At 47.0% G+C, this 13899-nt stretch carries 13 protein-coding genes; 10 read left to right on the forward strand and 3 right to left on the reverse strand.

What is annotated here, in order from left to right:
* The first annotated feature begins 1 nt into the window (after position 1).
* The 9 genes from NSB28_RS05770 to NSB28_RS05810 are packed head-to-tail and all read left to right on the forward strand — an operon-like array spanning position 2 to position 9599.
* Positions 2-1432 carry an aldehyde dehydrogenase family protein gene (locus NSB28_RS05770; protein WP_109625610.1) on the forward strand — a complete coding sequence of 477 codons (1431 nt, stop codon included), beginning with the start codon at positions 2-4 and terminating at the stop codon, positions 1430-1432.
* 17 nt (positions 1433-1449) lie between these two features.
* Positions 1450-2844 carry an L-fucose/L-arabinose isomerase family protein gene (locus tag NSB28_RS05775; RefSeq protein WP_257497675.1) on the forward strand — a complete coding sequence of 465 codons (1395 nt, stop codon included), beginning with the start codon at positions 1450-1452 and terminating at the stop codon, positions 2842-2844.
* Between the two features lie 20 nt (positions 2845-2864).
* Positions 2865-3653 carry an HpcH/HpaI aldolase family protein gene (locus tag NSB28_RS05780; protein ID WP_187374329.1) on the forward strand — a complete coding sequence of 263 codons (789 nt, stop codon included), beginning with the start codon at positions 2865-2867 and terminating at the stop codon, positions 3651-3653.
* Positions 3650-4768: an enolase C-terminal domain-like protein gene (locus NSB28_RS05785; RefSeq protein WP_109625613.1), complete on the forward strand. Its 1119-nt coding sequence runs from the start codon at positions 3650-3652 to the stop codon at positions 4766-4768. The genes NSB28_RS05780 and NSB28_RS05785 overlap by 4 nt, the downstream gene beginning before the upstream one ends.
* A 16-nt stretch (positions 4769-4784) precedes the next feature.
* Positions 4785-5918 carry a Gfo/Idh/MocA family protein gene (locus tag NSB28_RS05790; protein WP_109625614.1) on the forward strand — a complete coding sequence of 378 codons (1134 nt, stop codon included), beginning with the start codon at positions 4785-4787 and terminating at the stop codon, positions 5916-5918.
* 52 nt (positions 5919-5970) lie between these two features.
* On the forward strand, positions 5971-7149 hold the full coding sequence (locus NSB28_RS05795) for a Gfo/Idh/MocA family protein (protein ID WP_109625615.1): 1179 nt from the start codon (positions 5971-5973) through the stop codon (positions 7147-7149).
* Positions 7150-7174: 25 nt separating this feature from the next.
* Positions 7175-7972 (forward strand): sugar phosphate isomerase/epimerase family protein, encoded by a 798-nt coding sequence (locus tag NSB28_RS05800; RefSeq protein WP_257497674.1) that lies wholly within the window; start codon positions 7175-7177, stop codon positions 7970-7972.
* Between the two features lie 12 nt (positions 7973-7984).
* On the forward strand, positions 7985-8770 hold the full coding sequence (locus NSB28_RS05805) for a sugar phosphate isomerase/epimerase family protein (protein WP_109625617.1): 786 nt from the start codon (positions 7985-7987) through the stop codon (positions 8768-8770).
* A gap of 22 nt (positions 8771-8792) precedes the next feature.
* Positions 8793-9599, forward strand: a complete 807-nt coding sequence (locus NSB28_RS05810) for a sugar phosphate isomerase/epimerase family protein (RefSeq protein ID WP_109625618.1) — start codon at positions 8793-8795, stop codon at positions 9597-9599.
* Between the two features lie 92 nt (positions 9600-9691).
* On the opposite strand, the gene NSB28_RS05815 is transcribed toward NSB28_RS05810, so the two are convergent.
* The 3 genes from NSB28_RS05815 to NSB28_RS05825 form a co-directional block, all read right to left on the reverse strand.
* Entirely contained in the window at positions 9692-10483 is a 792-nt protein-coding gene (locus NSB28_RS05815) for an N-acetylmuramoyl-L-alanine amidase (RefSeq protein ID WP_109625619.1), read from the reverse strand.
* Positions 10484-10616: 133 nt separating this feature from the next.
* Complete coding sequence (locus NSB28_RS05820; RefSeq protein ID WP_109625620.1) at positions 10617-11402, reverse strand: N-acetylmuramoyl-L-alanine amidase; 786 nt, start codon at positions 11400-11402, stop codon at positions 10617-10619.
* Positions 11403-11516: 114 nt separating this feature from the next.
* The gene (locus NSB28_RS05825) at positions 11517-12041 is read right to left on the reverse strand and encodes a ferritin-like domain-containing protein (protein WP_109625621.1); all 525 of its coding nucleotides are present in this window, start codon (positions 12039-12041) and stop codon (positions 11517-11519) included.
* 175 nt (positions 12042-12216) lie between these two features.
* On the opposite strand from NSB28_RS05825, the gene NSB28_RS05830 reads away from it, so the two are divergent.
* Positions 12217-13887, forward strand: a complete 1671-nt coding sequence (locus NSB28_RS05830) for a glutamine--tRNA ligase/YqeY domain fusion protein (protein WP_109625622.1) — start codon at positions 12217-12219, stop codon at positions 13885-13887.
* Positions 13888-13899: the final 12 nt, after the last annotated feature.

Genomic DNA, 13899 nt, shown 5'->3' on the forward strand with positions numbered 1-13899 from the left:
CATGGAAATGTTAATTGGCGGCGCTAAAGTGGGAGCCAGCAATAATCAGACAATAGATGCAGTAAATCCGGCGACTGGAGAGGTAATAGATACTTTTCCGTCAGCGTCAAAAGAGGATATTGAGAGATGCCTGGAAATCGCCCAGGCAGGAAAAGAAAAATGGGGCAGCATGTCTATGGATGACCGCTCTAAAATAATGAGAAGGATACCGGAAGTGTTCAGAGCCCATAAAGATGAACTGGCAGAACTGCTCTGCAGGGAAATGGGAAAGCCTATTTACCAGTGCGAAGATGACCTGGAAGTGACAGTGGGGATCTTTGAAAATATCGTGGAAGAGGCAAGACATCTTTTGGGAAGCTCCTTTATGGATCTCTCTTCAGGAGGAGAACTGGGCGATGTTCAGTTTACAGTATATGAACCGCTGGGAGTGGTAGTGTGCATTGCACCATTTAATTTCCCGTATGATACCCTTACACAGAAGGTGGCAGCTGCCCTTATTATGGGTAACAGCATTGTGATCAAGCCGCCATCAGATGTGTCCCTGTCTCTGATCAGGTATACGGAGCTCTTACTGGAAGCAGGAGTACCGGGGGATGTGGCTCAGATCGTGACAGGACGCGGAAGTGTTCTCGGGGATTATCTTGTAAAGACACCGCTTGTAGATGCTATCAGCTTTACCGGAAGCACAGAGGTAGGCGTTAAGATATGTCAGGATTCTGCACCATATCTGCACAGGCTGATTATGGAGCTGGGCGGAAACGATCCGTTTATCATCTTTGATGATGCCGATCTGGACCTGGCAGTAGAAGAATGCTGGATGAGGCTCCGCAATTCCGGTCAGACATGCTGTTCATCCAAGAGATACATCGTACATAATTCAGTGAAGGATAAATTCTGTGAGAAACTGGTAGAGTGGCTGAAAGGCTTTAAGATGGGAGATCCTAAGTCACGGGAAACAGATATCGGCACTGTGATCAATGAAAAAGCTGCGAAGGAAATAGAAGAGCAGATCGCCCACACAGTTTCCCAGGGAGCACGTCTTGTATATGGCGGCCAGAGGGATGGGGCTTTTGTTACACCGGCAGTACTTATGGATGTGACGAAAGACATGGATGTGGCAAAAGACATGGAGATATTCGGGCCTGTATTCCCAATCATCGGGTTTGATACAGAAGAAGAAGCTTTAAAGATCGCGAACCAGACCATTTATGGACTGAATGCAGGATGCCTTACAGCTGATATGACAAGGAGCCTTCGTGTGGCATCAAAACTGAAAGCTGGCACAGTAGTTTCTAACGGGTGCAGCACATGGAGAGGCCCTGAGATACCGTTTGGGGGTTACAAGATGAGCGGTATCGGAAGAGAGGGAGGCAGATACAGCCTTCTGACAATGTCCCAGGAAAAGACTATTGCTATCCGCCGTATAAAATAAGAGAGGAGTGTGCAGTCATGTTTGGAGATTATAAAATCGTATTAGGAGTAGCGCCTACAAGGAGAGATGTATTCCCTCCCAGAGAATTTGCGCTGAAGACAAAAGCCGCAGCCATGAAGAGGGTCTATGAGATTCTGGGAGATATCCCTGATCTGGAAGTAGTGACCATCGAGGACCTTGTACCGGATGGACTGCTGATGGATATTGCAGATATACCAAAGATAGTGGACCGTTTCCAGAGCTGTCATGTAGATGCACTGTTTGTTCCTCATGTGAATTTCGGGCAGGAAGAAGCAGTGGCAAAGCTTGCAAAGGCATTAAATAAGCCGGTGCTTCTCTGGGGACCCAGGGATGAGGTGCCGCCGGAGGATTTTTCCACCAGGCAGTCAGATACACAATGCGGCCTGTTCGTGAGCGGAAAAGCTCTTAAGCGCCACAAGATCCCATTCACATATATTGAAAACTGCTGGCTGGATGATCCGTCACTTCCGGGACAGATAGAAGATTTTATACGGACAGTCAGTGTAGTGAAAAAGTTCAGAGGCATGAGGATAGGGCAGGTGAGTGTTAGGCCCAGACAGTTTTTGAGCACCAGGATCAATGAAAACCAGCTGCTTGAAAAGTTCCAGGTGGATGTGGTTGCGCTGACTGCTGCAGAGGTGCTGGACGAGATAGAAGCTGTTCTGAAAGAAAAAGACGAAGAATTTAATAAGGTGCGCAAAGACATCTGTGACAATACAGACCATACAGGCAACAGGGAAGAAGAGCTGGACAACATAACAGCCCTGGAATGCGCCTACTTAAGACTGGGCAGAAAGTACAACCTGGATGCCATCGCTGCTGACTGCTGGAGCACTTATCCAAAGCATCTGGGAATCGTTCCCTGCTTTGCTAACGGGGATACGACTGAAAAGGGGCTTCCGGTAGCGTGTGAATGTGATGTTCACGGAGCGCTCACTACAGCACTGCTTTTTGCAGCTGCAAGAGGTGAGGGGACTGCATTTTTAGCTGATCTGACAATACGTCATCCATTTAATGATAACGGGGAGCTTTTATGGCACTGCGGGCCATTCCCTAAATCACTTGCTAAAGACGGCGTGACACCGAAGCTGGTAGAATGCCAGGGACGCTATGAATTAAAGGGCGGCCCGCTGACAGTGGCAAGATTTGATGATGACGAGGGGAATTACCAGCTGTTCATTGATAATGCAAAGGGTGTTGACGGTCCTCCTACAGGCGGGAACTATTTATGGATGGAGACGGACAATTGGCCGGCATGGGAGCGCAAGCTGGTATGCGGACCATATATCCACCACATAGGAGTGATCCATGGCGACTATGCCCGGATATTGAGAGAAGCTGTAAAATATATGAACGGGGTCATGCCCGACAGAGCCAGCAGGGAAGATTGAATCTGGCGGGAGGAGAAGATATGTTTCAGATAGACCAGTTAAAAGAAAAGATAAAGAAGAATGGCGTGGTGGTAGGAACACATGTTAAATGGCCGGAAGGCAATATTGTGGAACTGTTTGCCATGGCCGGCTATGATTATATTTGGATCGACGGGGAACACAGCACTCTCGGGATCAATGATGTGAACTCTCATATCAGGATCGCCCAGTCAAATAATGCAGCGGCCTTTTACAGGGTGAGATGCAATGAGCCGGCAGTCGTTAAACCGATTCTGGAATTAGGGCCTGACGGGATCATTTTCCCCATGGTATGTACAGCAGAAGAGGCCAGGCGGGCTGTGGCCGCCTGCAAATATCCTGCGGCGGGAGTCAGGGGCTATGCCCCCGGCCGCGCCATAAAGTACGGGCTCATGGACCTTGATACTTATCTGGAAGAAACGAAGAAGATATGGACTATCATCCAGATAGAGCACATAGAGGCGGTTAAGAATCTGGATGAGATCCTTCAGGTGCCGGGTATAGATGCCATAGTAGTAGGAATGATGGACCTGTCCGCATCTCTTGGAAAGCTGGGGCAGGTGGAAGATCCGTATGAGATGGAGCTGCTGGATACGATCGCAGAAAAGACAAAAAAAGCAGGGCTGCCATTTGGTGTCTCCATGGGATATAACCCGAAGATCGTCCAGGATTGGATAAGGCGGGGAGCAAGCCTGATCTCTGTGGGAGGGGAAGAAGAGTTCCTCTGCAGGATGGCAAGAAAGACTCTTGAGGAAATGAGAGAGTTTGGAGAAAGAGGAAATATAGAATGAAAATCATAAATGTGACATTGACATTGTTTCCGTGGAAGGGGCTTGAAGAGGCAGAAGACGCCGCTTATAAAAAAGAGCTGACGGGCAGCATCAGCCTGGGACTGTTGCGTATCTATACTGATGAGGGAATAGAGGGACATGCCTTTTTAGGTTCTTCTGTGTACTCTGCAGAACAGGATGGGGCCAGTCTGATAGCGTCATTAAAGCCTGTACTCATGGGAAAAGATCCGCTTATGCGGGAAAGCCTGTATAAGGAGCTGATCAGCTGGCAGAGGCTCCGCAATACTACATTCAGAGCTGTGGGAGCAGTGGATATTGCCCTGTGGGATATAGCAGGAAAAGCGGCGGGCATGCCGATCTACAGGCTGATCGGAGGAAGCAGGGAGCAGATAGCTGCTTATGCAAGCTCCCAGGTGCTGCCGGACATTGAAACTTATGTGGATGAAGTGAAGCGTTATCAGGATATGAATTGGAAAGCCTATAAGATCCATCCCCCTGTGCGCGACTACAGGGAAGATATAAGGATCTGTGAAGCGGTCAGGGAGGCAGCAGGTGATGGATATGCGCTGATGCTGGATTCCATGTGGGCTTACAGCTATCCCCAGGCCGTGACAGTAGGACGGGAACTGGAAAGGCTGTCTTATGAGTGGTTTGAAGATCCGCTGCCTGAGCATGACCTGTATAATTACAGCAAGCTGTGCGAACAGCTGGATATACCTGTCATGGCTACGGAGTATCCTGGCGGGGACTTAAAGAGCTACACTCCCTGGCTGATGGCAAAGGCAACCGATAAGCTCAGAGGCGATGTGGCTGTAAAGGGAGGGATCACAGCTCTTATAAAGGCGGCAGCTCTGGCAGAAGCCTTTGGTATGGAATATGAGATCCATCATGGAGCCAATTCCCTGAATAATGTTGCAAATCTTCACGTGGCCCTGGCTGTGGGAAATTGCTCTTATTTTGAGGTAATGCTGCCGGATATCAACCAGAAGTATGGGATGGCTGAAGAGATCGTGGTAGATGAGATGGGAATGGTGAACGCGCCTGAGGGCAGCGGACTTGGCATGGCGATCGATATGGAGCGTATCCTGCACGATAAGACGGCGGTACTTGAATAGGAGGTTTGATGCAAGAATGAAAAAGTATAGGGTTGGAATCGTTGGAATGGGGTTTATCGGATGCGCTCATGCTGATGCGCTCCACAGGCTGGGAAATGTGGAGATTGCTGCTGTATGTGACGAGGCTGACATGTCCCGGAGAAAACAGATCATACAGGATGCAGCAGTGTATCGGGATTATAAAGAGATGTTTGAAAAGGAACAGTTGGATGCAGTACACATCTGTACGCCCAATAAGCTGCATTTTCCGGTAGCAAAAGAGGCACTCAGGAGGGGGATCGCAGCAGTGTGCGAGAAACCGTTCACATGGTCCCTTGCGGAGGCGGAAGAACTGGCGGAACTGGCGGAAAAAGGAAAGGTTCCAAACTATATAAATTATTGCAACCGTTTCTATCCCATGGTACGTGAACTTAAGTCCAGAATATCAAAAGGAGCGCTTGGAGAACTGATCTCAGCAGAGGGGGGCTATTGGCAGGACTGTCTTCTGTATGATACAGATTTCTCATGGCGTATGCTGGCAGAAAATTCAGGGAAGACCAGGACGATCGGAGATCTGGGTTCCCACTGGTTTGACCTGCTGGAGCATTTGACGGGGCAGAAGGTGACAGCGGTACTGGGACAGTTTAAGGTGCAGTATTCTGAGAGGAAGAGAAGCCTTGGGTATCATGAGATGTTTAAAAAACAGGAAGAAACCGGGTGCATGGAAAACGTGGCGGTAGATACAGAGGATATGGCAAATGTCCTGTTTAAAATGGATAATGGCGCTGTAGGCAATGCCATGTTTTCACAGATGTGTGCGGGAAGGAAGAATGAATTGTGGATCAATCTGGATGGCACACAGGCTTCCTTTAACTGGAATCTGGAAAAGCCTGAAGAACTGCGGATCGGCAAGAGAGGGGAAGGTGTCCTGATATCCAGAAAGGACGCAGAGACCCTGGATGAAGCTGCCATGGCTTTCGCAGGTTATCCGGCCGGGCATACAGAGGGGTTTGCGGACGCCATCTATCACGGATTCAGGCAGTTCTATGATTCAATGGAAAAAGGAAAAGGCGCGGCTGTCTATGCGGATTTCCAGGACGGCCGCAGGAGTATGCTGCTGAATGAAAAAATTTACGAGAGCGCATGTAAAGAACAATGGGTGCGCATATAAGGTACTGTTCATGGGGCAATGAATAACAACTATATAAGCCGGAGGAGATAAGATGAATTTAGAACCATTTGGTGTAGGAGTAATTGGGGCAGGGGAAATCAGCTATACATATCTCTATAACATGACAAGGACATTCGATATCCTGAATGTGATCGGAATCGCTGACATGAAGGAAGACAGAAGCCTGGAGCGTGCACAGCAGTTTGGAATCAGCCAGATGAGCGTAGAAGAGCTCCTGTCTGATCCCAGGATCGACATTGTGGTGAACCTGACATATCCCAGTTCCCATTATGATCTGAATAAACGTGCTTTAGAAGCAGGAAAGCATGTTTATTGCGAAAAGACGATCGCAGATACATATGAGCATGCAAAAGAACTGCTGGAACTGGCGGAAAGCTCAGGCCTGTATCTGGGTGCCACACCTGATACATTTCTGGGCGGAGGATGGCAGACCTGCAGGAAGCTGATTGATGACGGCATGATCGGGGAGCCTGTTATGGTAAATGCCCATCTTGTCAGGAGCTATCAGACTTCAGGAAAGGATCCCTTCCCCAGGCCGGGAGGCATGTGGGTGCCGGGCAGCGCCATTCCGTATGATATGGGGGCATATTACGTGCACGCACTTGTTAACTTACTGGGGCCGGTTAAAAAAGTTTCCGGGTTCTCCAGGAGATATAAAAAATATTTTACACATCCGTGCAATGAGCATTATAAAGAAGAAGTTACAGTGAGCGCCCCAACTGTTCTGACAGGCACTCTGCAGTTTGCAGGAGGCTGTATCGGCACCTTATGCATCACCTCGGAAGGCGCCATTACAGATACAGCGGTTGTGATACATGGTACAGAAGGTTCTCTCTACTGCCCGGATCCGAACTTTTTCGGAGATGAGATATATCTCATCCGCAAAGGGGATACACAGAAATATAAAATGCCTTTCACTCACGGTTTTGTGGATATGGATGAAAACACTCCGCCTTTTACAGGAAAGCGGGAAGCCTGCCATAACAGCGTAAGGGGAATCGGCGTGGCGGATATGGCATGGGCTATCCGCAATCACAGAAAGGCCAGGGCAAACGGCGAATTGGGAGTCCATGCTCTGGAAATTATAGAAGGAATTGACAAAAGCTGCCTGGAAGGCAGGACGATCGAACTCTCATCACAGCCGGAACAGCCTAAACCTCTGCCTCATGGATATTTTGGGGAAGATGCAGAAAGCTGCCTGGATGATTGACAGACAGGAGGTAAAAGATGTGTCTATGACAAAGATTTCATTGCAGCTGTACTCTGTACGGGAGCATACACAGACGCCGGAGGACTTAAAAGAGACATTAAAAAAATTAAGAAATATAGGCTATCAGGCTATCCAGGGCGGAAGAGCCGCAGGAATGACGAAGGAAGAATATAAGGAGGTCCTGGACAGCCTGGGGATCAGTATGACAAGCTATGCCGCTGATCTGCCGGAAATTGCCGGAGATTTAAAAGGATATATTGAGGACTGCCATTATTTTGGACAGGATGAGATCATGATCGGCTGTCTTCCGGCAGAGTACCGGAGAGATGAGGATACCTACAGGCAGGGGATAGCCAAAATGAACGAAGTGGGACGGGAACTTAAAAAAGAAGGTATTTATTTAAGCTTCCACAATCATGCACAGGAATTCCGGCGTTTTGCAAAAAGCGGACGCAGGGCTGCGGATATGATTTTTGAGGAGACAGACCCTCAGGCAGTACGCTTTATCTGGGATACGCACTGGATAGCGGCAGGCGGCGAGGATGTATTGGAATGGATCAGAAAAAGCCAGGGCAGAATGCAGTATCTGCATGTGAAAGACCTGCGGGTAACTTATTCTGCCATGGCCTCAGATACAGAGTATGTCCGCAAAGAGTGGGCTGAGATAGGGGAAGGAAACCTTCCATGGGAGCAGATCATCAGGCTGGGAGAATCCCTTGGCATCAAAGCTTACATTGTAGAACAGGATCAGACATATGAGAGGGATCCTTTTGATGCGGTGGAGATTTCATATAAAAAACTAAGAAAACTGGGTTTAAAGTAGAGGAGGAATATTATGCCAATCGGAGTATGTGGATGGACTATCAGGGATTACATATTTACAGAGAAACAGACAAGGGAAACACTGAAAAAAATAGCAGATATGGGATATAAGGGAGTTGAATTAGGACAGAGAGAATTCTGGACGCCTGCCCAGCAGAAGGAGGCTCTTGATGAATACGGCCTTCAGGCGATCACAATTGACGGAGATCTGGCAAATCCGGAAGAAATCATAAAGAAAGCAGAAATTGTCAAATGCAGTTCTGTCTGTCTGAAGTCTATTCCAGGAAATATGATGGGGAGCCCTGAGGGCTTTATGGCTTACGCGGAGATGGTAAATAAACTGGCAGAGCCTTACAAGGGGACAGGGATCCATTTTATTTACCATAACCATGCCCAGGAGCTGCGCAATTTCCCTGAACTTGACGGAAAGACAGGACTGGATATTCTCATAGAGAATACAGATCCGGACGTTGTGTGGTTCCAGATAGATGTACACTGGCTGGTAGCCGGAGGCGGAGATCCTGTACAGTGGCTGAAAAAGCTGAAGGGAAGAACAAGCATAATCCACTATAAAGATTATGGGATCGACTTCAGATGCAGGGAGACGAGCCTGGGAAATGTGCCAAGACAGTTCCTGGAAGTAGGCCAGGGAAATATAAACTGGGAACCGATTACAAAGGCATGCTATGAAAACGGGATCGAGTGGTTCTCTGTAGAGCAGGATCAGACAGCAAGAGATCCGTTTACAAGCCTTCAGATTTCCCTTAATTATATGCGGGACAAACTGAACATCGAGTGATGTAAAAGGAGGAGGTAGAAACGTGAAAGTAGCGGTTTCTTCTGAAATGATTCCTTATCTGCGGACCTGTGCGGATAAAATGACAGAGGCAAATGATATAAGGACAGCACTGGAAAAAATAAGTGCTGCCGGCTACGAGGGGGTCATGCTGGATGTTTCAAAGACAAGACTTCCTGCAGTGCAGCAAAAGAAGTATTTAGAGGAGTGCCATCTACTGCCCGCCGGCCTTCTGGTGGATGATTACAGTATGCTAAAAGAGACTGATAAACGGGAACAGCTCTTAAAAGACTGCCTGGAAATGGGATGTGAATATATCAGTTTCACCGGCCTTGACAGAGAAGCCCTTCTGGACGCTGGCCGTGTAAAAGAGATTTCCAATGTACTGGAAGGGGCCGCTGCTGCTGCAAAAGAGCAGGGGATCAGCCTGGCGCTGAGGGTAAAGGCAGCCTGCTTTATACGCAGGGAAGGCCAGCCTGTCATCGAAGAGATCCTGGCTCAGACAAATGCGCTTATGGTGGAGTGGAACACTTACGATATGACAGTAGGGGGAGCGTATATTCTGGAATGGCTTGAAAAGACTAAAGACAGAACACTGTGTGTCCAGTTTGAAGATTACCAGATTGATGAGGAGTCTGACACTACATTTTTGGAATGTACCCACCACATGCCATCCGGTACAGTTGGGAAAGGAAGCATTAACTGGAAAGCAGTCCTGAAAGCATGTGACGGCATACAGTGGGGCTGTGTGACAGCACGGAGACCTCAAAGTCCCATCTACAGATCAGCAGCTGATTCTCTGACATATCTGAAGGGGCAGATGGAAGTATAATGATAATAACCTGATGTTTCGCAAGATCATATCTGCGTAACATCAGGTTATTATTTGTTTTATACTATGAAGCTTCTATATTGGGAAGTGCCTCAGCCGGTTATTATGACAGCTGGAAAGCCGCATTTCTCCAGTTTTTCGCACATGGCAACAGCATTGTCCTTGTTTTGAAACGCACCTGCTTCGATTTTATACAGTCCGTCGATAAATGCAACATATACATCAAAACCAAGGGATTTCATCAAGGCAGCCTGTTCGTCTGCCGCAGCCTTTTCCTTATATGCTCCTGCCTGGACATAATAGGTGATATCCGATCCGCCACCGCCGCTGCCACCGCCTAAATATCCCATAACTTTATTTTTAAATCCAGCCCAGGTAGTGTTGCCGTTGTCATAGACAAAAGGGTTGGGGCAGATTTTGGCGTTCACGTCATAGTGGCGGATCACATGGTTGATGTCTATATCCAGCTCCTCCATGAGATGGGCTGTCAGCCAAGCGGCAGACTCTACAGTGGCATCCTCAAAATACCAGTCTCTGTCTGTGGCGTTCATTGTGTTGTGGTTTCTTTTATGTACGCACATCTCTATGCTGACAGAATTACTGTTCAGGGCCACCTGAAAATAGGGATGCGGCCCATCCCCCTGCAGGCCTCCGCCTATAGCCCAGGAATAGAAGTTCCTGTAATCATTTCCCTGCCATATATCACCGGCGAAGCCCACCCAGAAATCAGCAGATGCCCCAACATCGTTGTTTTTATAGTAGTCTGTATTTTCACGGGCATCCCCCAGCGCTCCCACATAGTGGATGACGATCCATTGGAATTGTGAAGTTGAACGTCTGAGCGGGGTGTGATTTTGGTTCATTAGATTTTGATTTATCTGCATAATGGTATCCTCCTTTTGCTTTATATTTCAAGTATAACAGGAACCATACCCAAAAAAATCAGTTATTCACCATAAATATGGGGTCATTCACAAAACAAAGATGGTTTATGAAGCTTTCATATTGAGAAGTACCTCAGCCGGTTGTTATTACAGCTGTAAAGCCGGTTTTTTTCAATTTTTCGCACATGGCGTCAGCTTTGTCTTTGTCCTTAAACGCCCCTGCTTCGATTTTATACAGATCGTCGGTAAATGCCACATCTACTTTAAAACCGAGAATTTTCATCAAGATAGCCTGTTCATTTGCTGTAGCTTTATCTTTATATGCCCCTGCCTGTACATAGTAGGTAATATCCGGGCTGCCGTTGCCGCCGCCCAAATATCTCACAACTTTATCTTTAAATCCAGCCCAGGTAGTCTTATCGTTGTCGTAGACAAACGGGTTGGGGCAGATCTTAGCGTTCACGTCATAGTGACGGATCACATGGTCGATATCTACATTCAGTTCTTCCATAAGATGGGCAGTCAGCCATGCAGCCGACTCTACAGTAGCATCCTCAAAATACCAGTCTTTGTCCGTGTCATTCATTGTGTCCTGATTTCTTTTATGTACGCACATCTCTATGCTGACAGAATTAGTGTTCAGGGCCACCTGTAAATAGGGATGGGGCCCATCCCCCTGCACTCCTCCGCCTATAGACCAGGAATAGAAATTTCTGTAATCGTTCCCCTGCCATATATCACCGGCAAAGCCTACCCAGAAATCAGCAGATGCCCCCACATCGTTCTTTTTATAGTAGTCTGTAAGTTCACGGGCATCCTCCAGTTTATTTGCATGGTGGATGACGATCCATTGGAATTGTGAATTAGAACGTCTAAGCGGTGTGTGATTTTGGCGCATTAAGTTTTGATTTATCTGCATAATGGTATCCTCCTTTTAATTTACATTTCAAGTATAACAGGAACCATACCCCAAAAAAATCAGTTATTCACCATAAATATGGGGTCATTCACAAAACAAAAAGGTTTTTGGCAGTTATTGCTGCTTCATGCAGTACTCTTTTATGATATCACGGAATATTTCCACATGTATCTGTTCGTCTTCCACGATCCGCTTCAGGTTATCAATGATATTCTCATCCTGGATGGCGGCCATCTGGCGCTCATATTTTTCAATGGCTGCAAGCTCGTTGTGCAGCACATTTTCCATTATTGCAGGAAGGGCAGTGGGATATTTGTTGTAGCCTGGCGTCCAGTAAAGCCGGCTGCGGCCGCGCTGGGTCCAGAGCCTTGGATTTCCTCCCAGCTGCAGGGTGAGCTGTCCGAATATGTTCAGATGATGCATCTCAACAATGCTGATCTTGTGAAAAATATAAGAGATTTCCTCATAACTGTGTGTAATAAGGTTATTATAGATATAGCTGGAGACAGCTGTCATCTCTGAGTTGGCTCCGCCCATATTGTCCTGCATCCAGCTGGCATAGACGTTATTTTGACAGGCAGGTGCGATTTCTGGGTATGGAGAAGATGAGGCAAAAGACATATCCTGGATATTCAACATGGATTTCCTCCCAAAAGGGTTTTATGGTAAATTTTATGTCCGCAGCTGAAATAATATGAACTGCCCCGTTGTCAATTTCCATATTTTATGCTATGATGGAATATCACATAAAGCAGCTGACATGGCTGAATTAGCAGTTATGGGCAGCTATTATAAAAGTTAACTGGAGGGTATCATGGAAAAGGAGATTATTTCCAAGAATTTTATTGAGCAGATCATTGAGAAGGATCTGGCAGAGGGCCATTGCGATACGGTGCATACACGTTTCCCGCCTGAACCGAACGGATATCTGCATATAGGGCACGCCAAATCTATACTGCTGAATTACGGGCTGGCACAGAAATACAACGGCACTTTTAATCTGCGCTTTGATGACACAAACCCGACAAAGGAAAAAGTAGAGTTTGTAGAGTCTATTAAGAAGGATATTGAATGGCTGGGCGCTGACTGGGAGGACAGGCTCTTCTTTGCATCCGACTATTTTGAACAGATGTATGAGGCAGCTGTAAAGCTGATCAAAAAGGGAAAGGCATATGTCTGTGACCTGCTCCCGGAAGAGATCAGAGAATACCGCGGGACCCTTACTGAACCGGGAAAGGACAGCCCCTGCAGAAACAGAAGCATTGAAGAGAATTTAGAGCTTTTTGAGAACATGAAAAATGGTGTATATAAAGATGGGGAGAAGGTACTTCGCGCCAGGATAGATATGTCTTCCCCGAATATTAATATGCGTGACCCGATCATCTACAGGGTGGCTCATATGAACCATCACAGGACCGGCGATACATGGTGCATATATCCCATGTATGATTTTGCCCATCCTATCGAGGACGCAATTGAAGGCATCACACACTCTATCTGCACACTGGAATTTGAAGACCACAGGCCTCTATATGACTGGGTAGTCAGGGAACTGGAATATGAGATGCCGCCAAAACAGATAGAATTTGCCAAGCTTTATCTGACAAATGTAGTCACAGGAAAACGTTATATTAAAAGGCTGGTAGAAGAAGGCATCGTGGATGGCTGGGATGACCCCAGGCTGGTTTCAATAGCAGCTCTGCGCCGCAGAGGTTTTACACCGGAATCGATCAAGATGTTTGTGGAGCTGTGCGGAGTGAGTAAAAGCCAGAGTTCCGTTGACTATGCTATGCTGGAATACTGCATCAGGGAAGACTTAAAGCTGAAACGCCCGCGTATGATGGCAGTACTTGATCCTGTAAAGCTGATCATTGACAATTATCCGGAAGATGAGATGGAATATCTGGATATTGATAATAATCTTGAGAATGAAAGCCTGGGTACGCGTAAAGTTCCTTTTGGAAGAGAGCTCTATATTGACAGGGAAGATTTTATGGAGAATCCTCCTAAAAAATATTTCAGGCTCTTCCCGGGAAATGAGGTCCGCCTTATGGGCGCATACTTTGTAAAATGTGTCAGCTACGAAAAGGATGAGGACGGAAAAGTGACAGAGATCCACTGCACCTATGATCCTGAGACAAAATGCGGTTCAGGTTTTGCAGGGCGCAAGGTAAAAGGAACCATCCACTGGGTGGCTGCCAAAACGGCTGTCAAGGCAGAAGTACGCCTTTACGAAAATATTATTGATGAAGAAAAAGGTGTCTATAATGAGGACGGCAGCCTGAATCTGAATCCGAATTCTCTGACTGTTTTAAAGGACTGCTATCTGGAACCGAATTTTTCAGATGCCAAAGCATATGAAAGTTTCCAGTTTGTCCGTCAGGGCTTTTTCTGTGTAGATGCCAGGGATTCCAGACCGGATGCCCTTGTATTTAACAGGATAGTTTCATTAAAGAGTTCCTTTAAACTGCCTAAGGCTGAGTAGCTTAGCGTATGG

It is taken from the genome of Murimonas intestini (assembly GCF_024622195.1).
In the GTDB taxonomy this organism is placed as follows: Bacteria; Bacillota; Clostridia; order Lachnospirales; family Lachnospiraceae; genus Murimonas; species Murimonas intestini.